The sequence below is a fragment of the Pontibacter sp. HSC-36F09 genome, assembly GCF_024171605.1.
Lineage (GTDB): Bacteria > Bacteroidota > Bacteroidia > Cytophagales > Hymenobacteraceae > Pontibacter.
The window spans coordinates 172705-189770 of sequence record NZ_JALKAA010000002.1; the positions used below are offsets into that span (position 1 = coordinate 172705).

Annotated in this window: 12 protein-coding genes; all 12 read left to right on the top strand. The window is 51.0% G+C overall.

Annotated elements, in window-relative coordinates:
• Window positions 1–2: 2 nt before the first annotated feature.
• The 12 genes from L1278_RS06820 (at window position 3) to L1278_RS06875 (ending at window position 17052) form a co-directional block, all read left to right on the top strand.
• A complete protein-coding gene (locus L1278_RS06820) occupies window positions 3–1295 on the top strand; it encodes a DUF4861 domain-containing protein (protein ID WP_253402235.1) in 1293 nt (430 codons plus the stop codon).
• Between the two features lie 62 nt (window positions 1296–1357).
• Window positions 1358–2785, top strand: coding sequence for a polysaccharide lyase family 1 protein (locus tag L1278_RS06825; protein WP_253402237.1), 1428 nt, complete (start codon window positions 1358–1360; stop codon window positions 2783–2785).
• 3 nt (window positions 2786–2788) lie between these two features.
• Window positions 2789–3757: a pectinesterase family protein gene (locus L1278_RS06830; RefSeq protein WP_253402239.1), complete on the top strand. Its 969-nt coding sequence runs from the start codon at window positions 2789–2791 to the stop codon at window positions 3755–3757.
• Window positions 3758–3965: 208 nt separating this feature from the next.
• Window positions 3966–6944, top strand: coding sequence for a TonB-dependent receptor (locus tag L1278_RS06835; RefSeq protein ID WP_253402241.1), 2979 nt, complete (start codon window positions 3966–3968; stop codon window positions 6942–6944).
• 29 nt (window positions 6945–6973) lie between these two features.
• Window positions 6974–8671, top strand: a complete 1698-nt coding sequence (locus L1278_RS06840) for a RagB/SusD family nutrient uptake outer membrane protein (RefSeq protein WP_253402244.1) — start codon at window positions 6974–6976, stop codon at window positions 8669–8671.
• Window positions 8672–8760: 89 nt separating this feature from the next.
• Window positions 8761–9999 (top strand): glycoside hydrolase family 105 protein, encoded by a 1239-nt coding sequence (locus L1278_RS06845; protein WP_253402246.1) that lies wholly within the window; start codon window positions 8761–8763, stop codon window positions 9997–9999.
• A 9-nt stretch (window positions 10000–10008) separates the two neighbouring features.
• Window positions 10009–11007, top strand: a complete 999-nt coding sequence (locus L1278_RS06850; RefSeq protein WP_253402248.1) for a pectinesterase family protein — start codon at window positions 10009–10011, stop codon at window positions 11005–11007.
• 29 nt (window positions 11008–11036) lie between these two features.
• Window positions 11037–12743 carry a glycoside hydrolase 43 family protein gene (locus L1278_RS06855; RefSeq protein ID WP_253402250.1) on the top strand — a complete coding sequence of 569 codons (1707 nt, stop codon included), beginning with the start codon at window positions 11037–11039 and terminating at the stop codon, window positions 12741–12743.
• Window positions 12744–12753: 10 nt separating this feature from the next.
• The gene (locus L1278_RS06860) at window positions 12754–14508 is read left to right on the top strand and encodes a glycoside hydrolase family 28 protein (RefSeq protein WP_253402252.1); all 1755 of its coding nucleotides are present in this window, start codon (window positions 12754–12756) and stop codon (window positions 14506–14508) included.
• Window positions 14509–14604: 96 nt separating this feature from the next.
• Window positions 14605–15423, top strand: a complete 819-nt coding sequence (locus L1278_RS06865; protein WP_253402255.1) for a rhamnogalacturonan acetylesterase — start codon at window positions 14605–14607, stop codon at window positions 15421–15423.
• On the top strand, window positions 15423–16634 hold the full coding sequence (locus L1278_RS06870; RefSeq protein ID WP_253402257.1) for a dienelactone hydrolase family protein: 1212 nt from the start codon (window positions 15423–15425) through the stop codon (window positions 16632–16634). The genes L1278_RS06865 and L1278_RS06870 overlap by 1 nt, the downstream gene beginning before the upstream one ends.
• Window positions 16635–16653: 19 nt before the next feature.
• Window positions 16654–17052, top strand: a complete 399-nt coding sequence (locus tag L1278_RS06875) for a VOC family protein (protein WP_253402259.1) — start codon at window positions 16654–16656, stop codon at window positions 17050–17052.
• The last annotated feature ends 14 nt before the right edge of the window (window positions 17053–17066 follow it).

Genomic DNA, 17066 nt, shown 5'->3' on the forward strand with positions numbered 1-17066 from the left:
AGATGATAACAGAAAAGATGAATTACAAAATGAAGGTGTGGAAAAAAGGAGCATGTGTGCTGGCAGCTGTATTGCTGAGTATCAACCTTTCGGCGCAGGATCTTCGCAAGGAGTATCCGAAGTCCTTCACCGTGAAAGTAACGAATCCCCTTGGCCAGGAGCGTGAAAGTGCTCCGGTATACCTGAATGCACAGGAGTTGCAGAAGAAATACCCAAACTTCAATACAAAAGCATTTGTGGTACTGGATGGCAAAACAGAAATAGCCAGTCAGTACAACCAGAAAGACGGTGACAAGCCGGGCGTATACCTGGTGCTTGACAAAATGGCTCCCAAAGCGACCCGCACCCTGACGGTGCGCTACAAAGAAAATGGGGAAACTAGCCGCAACTATACCAAGCGCACACAGGCAGAGCTGTCGCACAAAGTGGGCGGTGAGTTCAAAGACCGCAAGTACATCGGCGGCGCCTTCCAGAATGTGGACTCGCTACGGGTGCCCGATGAAGTGACCGACCACTCTTACTACATCCGCTACGAAGGTCCGGGTTGGGAGTCGGATAAAGTGGGTTACCGCTTTTACCTCGACTGGCGCAACGGCACCGATGTGTTCGGGAAAACAATCCATGATATGGTGCTGCAAAAGGCAGGGCAGGACGGTTATGACTCATACCACGAACTGCAGGATTGGGGCATGGATGTGCTGAAAGTGGGTAAATCTCTGGGTGTGGGCACACTGGCACACTTCCACAACGGAACTGCCAATCGCATGGCCGAAACCGACAGCATGATCAGTGTGATCACCGAAAACGGACCAGTGTACTCTTCGATCCGAACCAACTACTACGGCTGGAAGATCGCAGACATGAACCTCAATATTAACTCTAACATCAACATACACGCCGGCACCCGACTCACGCACCACCAGGTAGGTATAGCAGGCGACAAGCCGCAGAACTTAGCAACTGGCCTGATCAAAGACAAAAGAGCGAAGCTGCATACAAAGAAAGGTGGCAACGGGGAGTGGGGGTACATCGCCACCTACGGCAAGCAGAGTCTAAACGGCGAAGGCGACAACTTAGGTATAGCAGTGCTTTTCCGTCCGCAGGATTTCATGGAGTTCACAACAGATGAGCACAGCCATGTGGTGAAGCTGAAGCCAAACGGCAATAAGCTCGAGTACTACTACCTGGCTGCCTGGGAACTGGAGCCGGAAGGTATAAAAGACGAAGCCACTTTCCTGCAGTACCTGGACAAAACAGCCCGTGAGCTGGCGAATCCGGTGCAGGTGAAATTTTAAAGAACGATCACAAGGTATAGCTTTGACAAGAGCGCTTATACCTGTAGATAAAATTGAATAGCATGACAACCCGAAACGACCTGAAGAAATTGATATCAAATAGCGTGGCGCTATTGGTAGTATGCCTGGCCGGGTGCGCAACGCACCCGACAGGTATACCTGTCGGGTCTTCAGGGGAGACAGTAACCACAATCACAGCTATACCTGCTGAAGCGAAGGCGCTTGCCTTTCCTGGAGCAGAGGGCTTCGGTAAGTATACCACCGGCGGTCGAGGGGGAGAGGTGGTTTATGTCACGAATCTGGAGGATAGTGGAGAGGGCAGTTTACGCAAAGCCATTCAGAAAAAGGGACCACGCATTATCGTATTTGCTGTGTCAGGTACCATCGTGCTGAAGGAGCCTCTGGATATCAATAACGGAGATGTGACCATAGCAGGGCAGTCAGCGCCCGGAGATGGTATTTGCATCGGCAACTACCCGGTCAGTATTAAAGCAGATAACGTGATCCTGCGTTACATGCGTTTCCGTTTGGGCGACGTGGCGGGGCAACAGGAAGACGCTTTGAGTGGCAACAAAGGCCGCAGCAACATCATCATCGATCATTGCTCTATGAGCTGGGCCACCGACGAGTGCGCTTCTTTTTACCGAAACAAGAACTTTACATTACAGTGGAGCATCATCTCCGAAAGCCTGAACGAGTCGGTACATGCCAAGGGCGACCACGGCTACGGCGGTATCTGGGGAGGAGAGGGCGCCAGCTTTCACCATAACCTGATCGCTAACCACAGCAGCCGCACACCTCGTTTCTCCGGTTCCAAATCAACTCCAAACAGCCCGGATGAACTGGTAGATTTCCGAAATAATGTCATCTTCAACTGGGTGCACAACAGCTCATACGGTGGGGAGAGAGGCCGCTATAATATGGTGAGCAACTACTATAAAGCAGGACCTGCCACCATATCCTCTAAGAAAGACCGCATCGTGAATCCCTCGCAGCCATACGGTAAATTTTATGTGACAGGCAATCATGTGGAAGGCTATCCGGCCATCACCCAAAACAATTGGGCTGGCGGTGTGCAGGCTGACCATGTAGATTCTGCGAAAACGGCTAATCCTTTTGAGGTGGCATCCATCAAAGAACAGACTGCTGCCCAGGCTTACGAACTGGTGCTGGCCTATGCCGGAGCCAGTCATAAACGTGATGCCGTTGATACCCGCGTGGCGGCTGATGTGCGCTCCGGGAAACCAACCAGCGGCAAAAAGAAGAACGGCATCATCGATTCGCAGCAGGAAGTGGGCGGCTGGCCGGAACTAAAGTCGGCACCGGCTCCGGAAGACAAGGACCAGGACGGCATACCGGATGCTTGGGAGCTCCAGCATAATCTGGACCCGACGAACCCTGCAGATGCGACCGGCTATACCTTGGACAAGCAATACACCAATGTGGAGGTATACCTGAACAGCCTTGTGAAACCAGCAGCAGAACTATAGTAAATGAAATACCTCCTGACCATACTGTTTACACTTAGCCTGTGGGCCGCTCAAGGGCAGCACAAAAAGCTGGTCGTGGCGCAAGACGGCAGCGGTGACTATACCCGTGTGCAGGAGGCAATCGATGCTATACCTGCCTTTCCGGTTGGGGGTGTGGAAGTGTTTGTGAAGAATGGTACTTACCGTGAGAAAGTGGTTATCCCTTCCTGGAAGACCGACGTCCACCTGATCGGAGAGGACAAGCACAAGACGATCATCTCCTGGGACGACTACTCGGGCAAAGGCGACATCAATACCTTTACATCCTACACCGTGCTGGTGCAGGGAAATGGCTTCAGAGCCGAGAATATTACTTTTGAGAACACTGCCGGACCGGTTGGCCAAGCCGTGGCGCTGCACGTGGAGGCCGACCGGGCGGTGTTTAAGAATTGCCGCATCGTCGGGGATCAGGACACGCTCTACGTTGGCGTGGGTGGCAGCCGACAGTACTTCGTGGATTGCTACATCGAGGGCATGACGGACTTTATTTTCGGTCCGGCCACGGCGGTGTTTGAGCGCTGCACCATCCAGTGCAAAAAGAACTCCTACATCACGGCGGCCTCTACGCCACAGGAACAGCCATTTGGCTTTGTGTTCCTGAACTGCACCGTAACAGCGGCCGACGAAAAGCTGCAGGTATACCTGGGCAGACCCTGGCGACCATACGCCCAAACAGTATTTCTGAACACAAAACTCGGCAAACACATTCGTCCGGAAGGCTGGCACAACTGGAACAAACCAGCGGCGGAGCAGACAGCCTTCTATGCAGAGTACAATTCCTCTGGGCCTGGCGCTATACCTGAAAAACGTGTAAAATGGTCGAGACAACTGACGGCAAAAGAAGCCAAGCGCTATACGCCCGAAACGATACTGGCCGGAAAAGATAATTGGAAGCCACTAACCAAAGCGACTAAAACGCCTATGACAAAATAAAAAAGATAAAACCGCGTGCTGTTTCCCGGGGCTGATAAGGTGTTTCCAGGACTAGCAATCTGATACCCTGCGTCACCGAAGATTAAAGTGGGATAGCCCAGCATCTTCTGAGTATTGACTGAATTAGCATTTAATTAAAGCTATGCACACAATTCACTTACAGAGCCAAAAATTCTACACACTTATGAAAATTTTGATACTTATGAAGATGAGGTATTTACTAGTAATTCCTCTTTTCTTCGCTTCGATGGCGGTTGCCGTCGCGCAAGGGTTAACAGTGCAAGGAAAAGTTACAGATGACAAGGGAGAAGGTTTGCCAGGGGTAACGGTGATGGTGAAAGGTATTGCAAGTGGTACTGCCACCAACGCCATGGGTGAGTATACCCTGAATGCTCCGAGTGGTACGGGTACACTGGTTTTTTCTTACATCGGATTCAGCACGCAGGAAGTCCCCATCAATAACAGGACAGCTGTCAATGTAACACTTGCAACTGATGCCAAAGCTTTGGAAGAAGTGGTGGTGATCGGGTATGGCACTGTGAAGAAATCGGACCTGACTGGTTCTGTTGCTTCGGTGCGGGGAGAGGACCTGACGGCTATACCTGTGACAAGCGGTTTGGAAGTATTGCAGGGTAAAGTACCGGGCCTCGACCTGACCAGGAGCAGCGGGCAGGCAGGAGCAGGTGTAGACCTGAGAGTACGAGGTACCAGGTCTATCGGAGCCGGTAACGGACCGCTGGTGCTGGTAGACGGTATACGCTATGACGGCCCGCTCGACGTGAACCCGAACGACATCGCTTCCATGGAGATTTTGAAAGACGCGACAGCCACGGCTATCTATGGTTCACTGGGTGCCAACGGTGTAATCCTGATTACTACTAAAAGCGGTTCATCAGGCAAGGCGAAAGTTTCCTTTAACTCCTACTATGGTATTCAGTCCAGAAACGGATATGCAGATATTATGACCGGCCCTGAGTGGGTGGAAATGAGAAGAGAATCCCGCAGAACAGTAGGCGAGTGGAGCAGCCCGGCCGATGATGATAAAATTTTTAACCCTGCACAATTGGAGAACTTCAGAAACGGTATCTACACCGACTGGGCAGATGAAATACTGGGAACCGGAAGCCAGCAAAACTACCAGATAGGTATAACCGGCAGTGCTGACAAACTGAGCTACTACCTCTCCACAGAATACTTTGACGAGAAGGGCCTGTTGAAGAATGACCGAATGAAAAGATACAGCGGCCGCCTGAATGTGGGCTACAATGTATCGGAGAAACTGAAGGTGAGTACCAACCTGATGTATACCTATCGTGACCGGGATTTGAGAAGAGATCCGCTGAACCAGGCAAACAAAATGAGTCCTCTGGGCAGACCTTACGATGCTGAGGGTAACTTCACTACTTTTCCTGTAGGCGATGCATCCACATTGAACCCGCTGGTGGATGAGCAGGATGGCGCCTTTGAGAACAACGAGCTTAACAAGCGCTTCTTTGGCAATCTCTCTGTTGACTACACCCCTATCAAGGATCTGGTTTTCACCTCCCGTTTTGGGGTAGATCAGTTTAACAACCGCAACGGACTATACGCTGGCACCAATACCATTGAGACGGGCGCAAATGGTCAGTCTTTGGCAAGAGCAGAACTTACAAACTTCTCACGGCTTACATGGGAGAATTTTGCCAACTACTCTAAAACGCTGTCAGAGAACCACGAGTTGTCAGCTATGATTGGTACCAGTATCTGGTCCGAAACTACAGAGGCATTTTCTGCCCAAGGGCGTAACCTGCTTTCTTCTACCTTCCTCTTTCACAACTTAGGCGCTACGCAATCAGCTTATCAGCTGGGCAGCGATTTAAGAGAGCAGAGCCTGGCCTCTTTCTTCGGCCGACTGAATTACAAGCTTCTCAACAAGTATTTGTTCACCTTCGTGATGCGTGCTGACGGAGCCTCTGTATTGGCAAACGGCAACAAATGGGACTACTTCCCCTCTGCTTCAGTGGGTTGGTTGCTGAAAGAAGAAAGCTTTTTGCAGGGCGTAAATGCTATATCTGATTTGAAACTGCGACTGAGCTACGGACTTTCCGGCAACAGCTCAGTGAGCCCTTACCAGACATTGGGTAGCCTGGGCAAATCTACCTATGCCTTTGACCAGGGCAGTACCGAAGCACCTGCTTTCGGGTTTTACCCTGCCACGCTGGCTACACCCGCGCTGGGATGGGAGACAACTGCAACAACTAACTTAGGCCTGGATTTCGGCTTATTCAACAACCGGGTGGTAGGTACACTGGATGTTTACCAGCAGGATACCCGGGATTTGCTTCTGCCAAGAGCACTTCCTACCTCCACCGGATTTGAAAGAGTAATTTATAACGTGGGTGAGACCCGTAACCGAGGCGTAGAATTGCAATTAGGTACGGTGAATATTGACCAGCCCAACGGCATTAGATGGTCATCCGACTTCAGCTTCGCCCGAAACAAAGAAGAAGTACGAGCACTGGCTGATGGCGTGGATCGCGACCTGACGCTAGGCGAATATGGCCTGTTTGTGGGGCATCCGATAAACGTTCTCTACGACTATGAGAAAATAGGCATCTGGCAAGTGGGCGAGGAAGAAGCAGCGGCCAAAAACCAGCAGCAGCCGGGCGACATCAAAGTAAAAGACCAGAATAGTGATGGCATCATTACGCCGGAAGACAGAGTGGTGATCGGTAATGCAAATCCTGACTGGACGCTGGGTGTGACTAACCGGGTTGGCTACAAAGGGCTGGAACTTTCCTTTATGGTGAATGCCCGAATCGGCAATACCATCATCAGCGAGGCGGCCGGTTCTTACAAAATAGACGCGCTTGAAAACGGGCCGATGGTGGATTACTGGACTCCGGAGAACCCAACCAATGCCTATCCAAGGCCAAACGCAGGCACCAGCCGCGCCAGCACACGCTACTACACCACACTGCAGTATGTGGATGGTTCTTTCGTGAAGGTGAGAGACATTACCCTGGCTTATAGTTTCCCACAAGGTATAGCAGATAAGTTAAGGCTATCTAACCTGAGAGTGTATGCAACGGCTAAGAACTATTTTATTCTGATGAGTAACATAGCGCCTTATGATCCTGAGCGCGGTGGAGCCCTGAGCTTCCCGATGACGAGACAAATGGTATTTGGCCTCAATGTTTCATTCTAAGAAGTGAAGAACATTTTAAATCTGCAATCATGAAAAAGATATTCTATAGCATACTTGTTCCTGTTCTTCTCCTAGGCACAGCTTCCTGCGAGTCTTTCCTGGACGAAGAAAACAAATCGGGTCTTACCTCTGAAGCTTATTATAAAACAGCAGAGGGTGCAGAAAGCCTGGTGAACTCCCTGTATACGCCCATGCGCTTCTGGTATGGTAAGGAAAATGGTATTGCGTTGACAGAGACCGGCACCGACATCTTCACCCGTGGAAACGGTATGGAAAACCCACCGGTGGCACTCTATAATTCAGACCTGTCTGGCGCTAACGCACCTATCAACTTTTACTGGACCCGCTTTTACTCTGCAGTTAATGCCTGCAATGCCGCTGTCAAAAGAATTCCGGAGTCTGCCCTGGCCGAAAACCTGAAGACAACCAGGCTGGCAGAAGCCCGTTTTCTGAGAGCCTTTTACCTGTGGCACATCGTGGAGACTTGGGGCGATGTGCACCTGACAACGGAAGAGTCTATTGGGTTGGTAACAACGGCTAATCGAACTCCGGTTGAAGCATTCTATACCCAGATATTTGAAGATTTGCAGTTTGCCGCCGATAACCTGGCGCCAACCAGCTCGCAATACGGTCGTGTGACAAAACCGGCGGCAGAGGCCTTTATGGCACGCATGCACCTCTACCGCAAAAACTATCCGGAAGCGGCAAGTCTGGCTAAGAAGGTGATCAACGAGTACAATTTCAGCCTGGTGCCAAACTATGCGAACCTCTGGAGCATCAGCAACATCAAAAATCCGGAGATTGTGTGGCACGTCAACTTTACTGCTGACCTGATCCTGAACCGGGAGTTTGACGGCCCGACCGCCAGCACCAGCGACGATATCCTGCTGCGTGACGGTGGTAACAATGCGCACCTGTTCTTCCTGATGACCTATGACCAGGTAGCAGGTATGCAGCGTGATATGCGCTATGGCCGTCCGTTTGCACGCTTCATGCCGACAGCCCATTTACTCGACTTGTTCGATGAGACAAAGGATGCCCGTTTTGATGCTACTTTCGAAACTGTATGGTATGCCAACAAGCCCGGTACTTATAAAAAGACGCTGTCAAACGGGAGTGAGGTAAATGTGACTTTTGCAGCAGGTGATACGGCTATCTTTGCAAGCAAGAATGTGATATCAAATGCCCGGAAAGATGCTAAGAAGTATACGATCATCGATAGAAGTAGAACCTACAATGTGAATGCTGGTGATGCGCCCGTGGTGCGCGACAGGTACATGTCGCTGAAGAAGTTTCTGGAGCCAAACCGCCTGACCATTTCACAGCAGCAGGGCCAGCGCGATGCCTTTGTTATTCGTCTTGCCGAGTTATACCTGATTGCCGCCGAAGCAGAAATGATGCAGGGAAATACCGGAGAAGCTGTAAATTACATCAACACTGTTCGCAGAAGGGCCGCATTGCCGGGCAAGCAGGCGGAGATGGAAGTGACGGCAGACCAACTGAACATCGATTTTATTCTGGATGAACGGGCACGCGAGTTTGCCGGAGAGCAGCAGCGTTGGTTCGATCTGAAACGCACAGACAAACTGATAGAGCGGGTGAAGAAGTTTAACCCGGATGCTGCGCCGAACATACAGCCTTTCCATGTGCTCCGCCCAATCCCGCAGGCCCAGCTGGATGCGGTTTCTAACCCGGGCGAGTTCAAACAGAACGAGGGATACAACTAGCCGGTCCTGAGAGGGAGGTAGCAATCCTCCCCCTCAGATCAGCTATTCAGGATGAAGATAATCTAAGGAAACACCTTTTTACCAAACTTATGAATATTGCAAAATATACCTTGCCTGTCCTGCTGGCCTTAGCCACTGCCTGTAGCTCGGGCGGATCGGCAACTGAAAACACTGCCCAAACCCAGACCGTTGCCGCTGAAAAGCCGTGGTCTGTGTGGATGGCAGATTCTGATATCAAACGAAATCCGGAGGGGTGGATGATTGATTTCAAAGAAAAGCCGAAGTGGGACTATACGCAAGGCTTGTTTGCCAGTGCCATCGAGCAGGTATGGGAGAAAACAGGTGATGAGAAGTACCTGACCTACATCAAGGCTTTTGCGGACACCATGATCAGCGAAGACGGCACGATCATGACCTACAAGAAGATGGATTACAATATCGACCGTGTGAATCCGGGCAAGTTCCTGATGGAGCTCTATAAAGAGACAGGCGACAACAAGTATAAACTGGCTGTGGAGGAACTACGCGACCAGATGCGTACCCACCCCCGCACCAAAGAAGGAGGCTTCTGGCACAAGAAAATTTACCCGAACCAGATGTGGTTGGATGGCCTGTACATGGCTTCACCGTTTCTGGCGCAGTATGCAGTGGAGTTCAACGAGCCTGCCATTTTTGACGACGTGGCCAAGCAAATCGTTTTGGTAGACAAGTATACCTGGAACAGTGAGAAAGGCCTCTGGCACCATGGCTGGGACGAGAGCCGGGAGCAAAAGTGGGCTGATCCGGAGACTGGTAAATCACCACATGTATGGGGACGCGCCATGGGCTGGTATGCGATGGCATTAGTCGATGTGCTGGACTTCTTCCCGAAAGATCACCCCAGAAGAGACGAGATACTGCAGATAACCCAAAAGATGGCAGGTGCTCTGGAACAGTACCAGGACAAGAATACCGGACTTTGGTACCAAGTAGTAGACCAGGGCGACAGAGAAGGAAATTACCTGGAAGGTTCGGCATCCAGCATGTATACTTACTTTTTGGTAAAGGCGGCGAAAAACGGCCACATTGATCAGAAGTACATGCAGGTAGCACAGAAAGGGTATGATGGTATACTCAATAACTTGATTCAGAAGAACGAGGATGGTACGATCAGTATCACGAATGTGTGTGCCGTGGCTGGGCTAGGCGGTACGCCTTACCGCGATGGCACTTATGAGTACTACATCAACGAGGAGCGTCGGAACGATGATCCCAAAGCGGTAGCGCCTTTTATCATGGCTTCGCTTGAGTTTGAAGAGCTGAACCAGTCAAAAGTATCTGCAAAGTAATCCGAAACCATGCTTACAATTACCAGGTATACCGCCCTTCTTACGCTGCTGTTCTGCCTTTTCCTGGTGCAGGCGCAGGCGCAGAAGCAGAAGCAGCATGACTTTGTGGTGGCGCAGGACGGTAGCGGTGACTTTAAATCAGTGCAGGAAGCTATCGATGCAGTACCGGATTTTCGAAAAAACACCACGACCATCTACATCAAAAAAGGCGTGTACAAAGAGAAATTGGTGCTGCCGGCTTCCAAGACCATGGTGAAACTAGTGGGGGAGAATGTGCAGCACACGGTACTTACCTACGATGATTACGCCTCCAAAAAGAACCGCTTCGGCGAAGAGATGGGCACTACCGGCTCCACCAGCTTCTTTATTTTTGGAGATGATTTCTCTGCCGAGAATATCACCTTCGAAAACTCTGCTGGTCCGGTAGGGCAGGCAGTCGCGGTGCGCATTGACGGTGACCGGGTGATGTTCACCAACTGCCGTTTTCTGGGTAACCAGGACACGCTATACCCGCACGGCGAGAAAAGCCGGCAGTATTACAAGAACTGTTACATCGAAGGCACGACCGATTTTATCTTTGGTTGGTCCACGGCTGTGTTTGAGAACTGCGAGATTTACAGCAAAAAAGGCGGCAGTTACGTGACGGCCGCCTCTACACTGGAAGGTGCACCTTACGGCTTTGTGTTCCTCAACTGCCGCCTTACCGGCGACGCTCCGAAAGACTCTTACTACCTCGGTCGTCCCTGGAGGGCACATGCCAAAACGGTGTTCATCAACAGCTACCTTGGTCCGCATATCAAGCCCGAAGGCTGGCACAACTGGAACAAGCCGGAGGCGGAGCAAACTACTTTTTATGCCGAGTATAAGTCCAAAGGACCGGGTGCCAAGGCAGGCAAGCGGGTCAAGTGGGCGCACCAACTCAGCAAGAAACAACTCGACGATTATACCTTAGTGAAAATATTCGACGGCTGGATACCGGGAGAAAGACCAGAAACAGCCAGTAAATAGATTTTTTACCTTATTGAAACACCTTTGCCATGACTCAGAAACCTGTACTTTACGCTGCCGTTTGCTTTTCATTTTTGCTCAGTTCCTGCTCAGGACTAGCTCAAAAAGATAGTACAAACGCGACGGCAGAGACGATACAGTCAACACCTGCCCCTGTTTCGGAGGTATGGGTGGCTGATTTGGGAGATGGCAGGTATAAGAACCCAATCCTGCATGCCGACTACTCTGACCCGGATGTGGTGCAGGTAGGCGAAGATTATTACATGACCTCTTCCAGCTTTAATGCTATACCTGGTCTGCAGATTCTGCACTCCAAAGACCTCGTGAACTGGAGCATCATTGGTTACGCACTGGATCGCAACACGCCTTATGATCATTTCTCCAGGCCACAGCACGGCAATGGGGTATGGGCACCTTCTATCCGCCGCCACAACGGGGAGTTCTACATCTATTGGGGCGATCCGGATTTCGGTGTTTACATGGTGAAAACTAAAGATCCGGCCGGAGAGTGGGAGAAGCCGGTGCTGGTGAAAGAAGGCAAAGGCCTGATCGACGCATGTCCATTTTGGGATGAAGATGGTAAAGCCTACCTGATACATGGCTGGGCCGGAAGCCGCGCAGGTATAAAAAGCATCCTTACATTGAACAAAATGAGTCCGGATGGTACGAAGGTGCTGGACGAAGGCATGATGGTATTTGACGGACATGATGCACACCCAACCGTGGAAGGGCCGAAGTTTTACAAGCGCAACGGCTATTATTACATTTTTGCGCCGGCAGGAGGTGTGGCCACGGGCTGGCAATTAGTGTTGCGCTCTAAAAATGTATATGGCCCTTACGAAGAGAAGATCGTGATGGACCAAGGCAGCACACCGGTAAATGGTCCGCACCAGGGTGCCTGGGTCGGGACTACAACGGGTGAGGACTGGTTCATACATTTTCAGGATATAGAAGCGTACGGCCGCGTGGTGCATCTGAACCCGGTGAAGTGGGTGAATGACTGGCCGGTGATAGGTATAGACAAAGACGGTGACGGCAAAGGTGAGCCCGTACTGACTCATCAGAAGCCAAACGTAGGCAAGGTATACCCGGTAGCCACTCCGCTGGAATCAGACGAATTTGACGGCCATACCCTGGGCCTGCAGTGGCAGTGGCATGCAAACCCAAAATCAACCTGGGCTTTCGCAACCGGTAGCAAAGGTCAGTTGCGACTGTTCACCGAGCAGTTGCCAGAAGACTTCAAAAACTACTGGGACGCGCCCAATCTATTGCTGCAGAAGTTTCCGGCAGAAACGTTCACCACCACAACCAAGCTCAAGTTCACGCCAAACCCGAAACTGCAGGACGAGCGCACTGGCCTGATCGTGATGGGCGAAGATTATGCTTATGTATCGCTGGTGAGCAAGCTCGATGGGCTATACCTGACGTACAACACTGCCACTAAAGCTCACCAAGGAACCCCGGAGAAAGAAGAGGTGCTCGGCAAGCTGAATGGCAACGAGGTATACTTCCGGGTGAGTGTGAGCAAAGATGCCAAGTGCCAGTTTAGCTATAGCGAGGACGGCACGAATTTCAAGACGGTGGGCTCGACCTTTACAGCCGTACCCGGTCGCTGGATAGGCGCTAAGGTAGGCTTGTTTGCCACCCGCCCCGGCAAAACCAACGACTCCGGCTTTGCCGATGTGGACTGGTTCCGGATCACCCCAAACACGACTAAAATTTCTGTAAGAGACTAAAGCTGAAGATATGATTACGAAGAAGATATTGAAACACCGCTTGTTCCTACTGGCAGGTATAGCCGGCGCCCTACAGTTCGGTTGCCAGCAACAGCCAGCCGCTACGGCTACTGCAAATAACCCTGCAACTGCCCCTGTGGCCGCCAGCACTACCAACGACGATTGGGTATACGAAGGCATCGAGTTCGACATGCTGCGTGTGCAGGAGCCAAGTTTCGGCAACTACAGCGTCAGCATTACCGATTTTGGTGCAGTAAGCGATGGCCTGACCAAGAACACAGCTGCCTTTGAGAAAGCTATTGCCGATGTAGTTGCCAAAGGAGGAGGCAAAGTGATCGTACCACGTGGAATGTGGTTAACTGGTCCTATCGTGCTCAAGAGCAACATTAACCTGCACGTTGAGGATGGGGCATTGGTGCTGTTCAGCAATGATTTTGACGACTATCCACTTGTAAAAACCAGCTTCGAAGGCCTGAACACCTTCCGTTGCCAATCGCCGATTTCAGGTCGTGACTTAGAGAACGTAGCCATTACCGGTAAAGGTGTGATCGATGGAAACGGTGATGCCTGGAGACCGGTGAAGAAAGATAAAATGACCGAAGGGCAATGGAAAAAGCTGGTGAAATCGGGAGGTGTGCTGCGCGAAGACGGTAAGATCTGGTATCCTACTGAAAGCTCTAAGCGCGGAGCTGTAACCGGTAACTTTAACGTGCCGCTTGACCTGACGGAGAAAGAGCAGTTTGAGCCGATCAAAGACTTCATGCGTCCTGTAATGGTCAGCCTGATAAACTGCAAAAAAGTATTGCTCGACGGTCCTACCTTCCAGAACTCTCCGGCCTGGAACATTCATCCGCTTATGTGCGAAGACGTGACCATCCGTAATCTGACGGTGCGCAACCCTTGGTATTCGCAGAACGGCGACGGCCTGGATCTGGAGTCATGCAAGAACTCTGTCATCTACAACAACACATTCGACGTGGGAGATGATGCCATTTGCATCAAGTCAGGCAAAGACCAACACGGTCGCGAGCGGGGTATACCTACCGAAAATGTGATCGTGAAGAACAACGTGGTATACCATGGTCATGGTGGTTTTGTAGTGGGTAGCGAGATGTCGAGTGGGGTGAAAAATGTGCACGTTTCCAACTGTACCTTCATCGGCACTGACATCGGTCTGCGCTTCAAGAGCACACGGGGCCGTGGCGGTGTGGTAGAGAACATCTACATCTCGAACATTGACATGATCAACATTCCTACCCAGGCCATCAGCTTTAACTTGTTCTACGGCGGGAACTCTCCTGTGCTGGAAGCTACCCAAAAGGCTGAAACAGAAAAGCGTGACGAGCAATTGATGCCGGTAACAGAAGAAACCCCTTCATTCAAGGACATCTACATGAAAAATATTCGGGTGGCAGGTGCTGACGAGGCGCTGGCGTTGCAAGGCTTGCCAGAAATGAACCTGAAGAATGTGAACATTGAGAACGCCGTGCTGAAGGCGAAGAAAGGTATAACCGCTGTAGACACTGACGGTATTATACTCAAAAACGTGAGGGTGGAGACGGAGCAAGGACCTGCTCTTACTATCTATAACAGCAAGAACATCGACATCACCGGCTTTAGCTACAACGAAGGCAAAGAGCCAGTGGTAAAGGTGCTGGGGCCAAAAACCGAGAAGGTACGCCTGGAGAAAAAAGACTTTAACAACGCCGCCAAGCAGGTTTCGAAAGGCAAAGACCTGACTGGTACGGCACTCAATATTGAGTAATAAGAACTTTCATTTGAAACACTAAGCATGGTCACTTTAGGGCCATGCTTTTTTATCTTTTTACAACAAAACTGTTACACCTGAAGCAAACCCATTATGCAAAAACTAGTTTTCGGACTTGCGGCCATAGTACTGAGCCTCGTGCTGGTGGCTTTTGTGCCTTTCAAGAAAAAAACTGTTACGGTATACCTGATTGGCGACTCCACCGTGGCCGACTATACCGGCGACTATGACGACAAAGATTACATGACCACCCGCTATCCGGTGGCTGGATGGGGACAGGTGTTTCAGCCCTTCATGCGGCCTGACAGCCTGCGCAAACTCAGGCACTTGATCAAAGTTGACAGTGTGATAGTGGCAGACAAAGCTCGGGGAGGGCGTAGCACACGCACTTTCTTTGAAGAAGGGCGCTGGGCAGAGGTATACCGGTCGCTGCAGAAAAACGACCTGGTGCTGATGCAGTTTGGCCACAACGACGCCGCCGAAAACAAACCCGAGCGCTATACCAATGTCACCGCCTACAAAGAGTACCTGCGCCTGTACGTGTATCAAACCCGCAAGAAAGGCGCTATACCTATCCTGCTGACGCCCGTGAACCGCAACTACCCCTGGAAAGACGGCAAACTGAGCAATGTACATGGGGACTATCCGCAAGCAGTAAAGGATGTAGCCAAAGAACTGAACGTGCAACTGATCGACCTGACGCAGCTATCCATTGATGCCTTCACAGCCAAAGGGCAGGATTATGTGACAGACAATTATTTCATGAACCTGCCAGCCGGCAAGTATACCGCCTACCCGGATGGCCAGAAAGACAACACGCATTTTCAGCCGGAGGGAGCAACTGCGGTGGCGCAGTTGGTATTTCAAGGTATGCAGGAGTTGAAGGCAGGTACAACAGTTGGTCAAAAGTAATGCAGAAGTCGAAAGTATGCTGTCTATACCTGGTCAGTCTTCTGTTGGTATGTTGTTTTCCTGCCCGAGGCCAAACTCAGACTTCTGACATCGGCAACTTCTACCCGGTGCTGCGTGATCATGCGAGTCAGCAAAACAGCAGCCTCTCATACCTTAACAGCAAGCACCGCAATACCGAAAAGTGGCGCAAGGAGGCGAAAGGGAAGCTGCAGGAATTGCTGGCCTACAACCCGGCGCCTGTGCCGCTGCAAAGTGAGGTCATCAGCACGACCAAACGAGATGGCTATACCCAATACCTGGTGCGCTACATGGTAAGTGCTCATCAGCAAACCGAGGCCTTCCTGCTAATACCTGACAACCTGACCAAACCGGCACCTGCTGTGATCGCCCTTCATGACCACGGCGGTTTTTACTTTTTTGGTAAAGAAAAGCATAGTCTGACCGATGACCAGCCGGAAATACTGAAGACCTACATCCAGAATCTGTATGAAGGAAGAACCTATGCCGACGAATTGGCCAAGAGAGGCTTTATCGTACTGTCGCCGGATGCGCCCTACTTTGGTTCTCAGAAGCTGGACCCGGAGCAAGTGAGCGATGATCTTACTAAAAACTACCGCAAGCAGCTGACCGGCGAGCAGAACGCTGATATCAAAACCTATAATAAGTTTGCCAATGGGCACGAGGCAGCTATCAACAAAACAGTACTGGCGGCGGGCACTACCTGGCTGGGCATGATCGTGCAGAGCGATAGGGTCGCGATCGACTACTTGCTGTCGCGGCCGGAGGTAGATCCGGAACGGATTGGCTGCATCGGACTGTCGCTGGGTGGCTTGCGCAGTACGTATCTTTTTGGGCTTGATGCCCGGGTGAAGACAGGTATAGTGGCCGCTTTTTCCACTACTTTTGAGCACATGCTGCGCAACCACACCCACCATACCTGGATGATGTACGTGCCCCGGCAAAACCTATACCTTGATCTGCCGGATGTGGCTTCGCTCAATGCGCCGCGGCCGCTCCTGGTCATGAATTGCAAGCAGGACAAACTTTTCAACCCGGTAGGTATGGAAGCGGCAGAAACCAAGCTGGCAGGTATCTACAGCAAAATGAAAGCAACGGATAAATTCAAATGCAACTACTATGACGTGCCGCATTCCATGACCATCGCCATGCAGGAAGACGCTTTTGAATGGCTGGAGAAGTGGCTGAAATAATTGAACAAAGATCACGGATATGAAATTAGAACACTTTGCCCTGAACGTAGAAAATCCGGTTGCCATGGCGGCCTGGTATGTGGAGCACCTTGGTATGCAGGTAGTGCGGCAGATTGAACAGGCGCCCTTTATGACTTTCCTGGCTGATGACAGTGGCAGGATTATGATTGAAATATACCTGAATCCAGCTGATGAAGTGCCCCCTTACCGTGACATGAACCCGCTGTTGGTACACCTGGCTTTTGTGTCAGAAAACCCGACAGCTGATAAAAACCGGCTGATGGCAGCCGGAGCCACACTTGCCTCGGAGCAGCACCTGGAGGACGGCTCGCATTTGGTCATGCTGCGTGATCCTTGGGGACTTGCGGTGCAGCTTTGCAAAAGGGGAAAACCCATGTTAGCTGAAACCGAAAAATAGCCACTATACTTGGT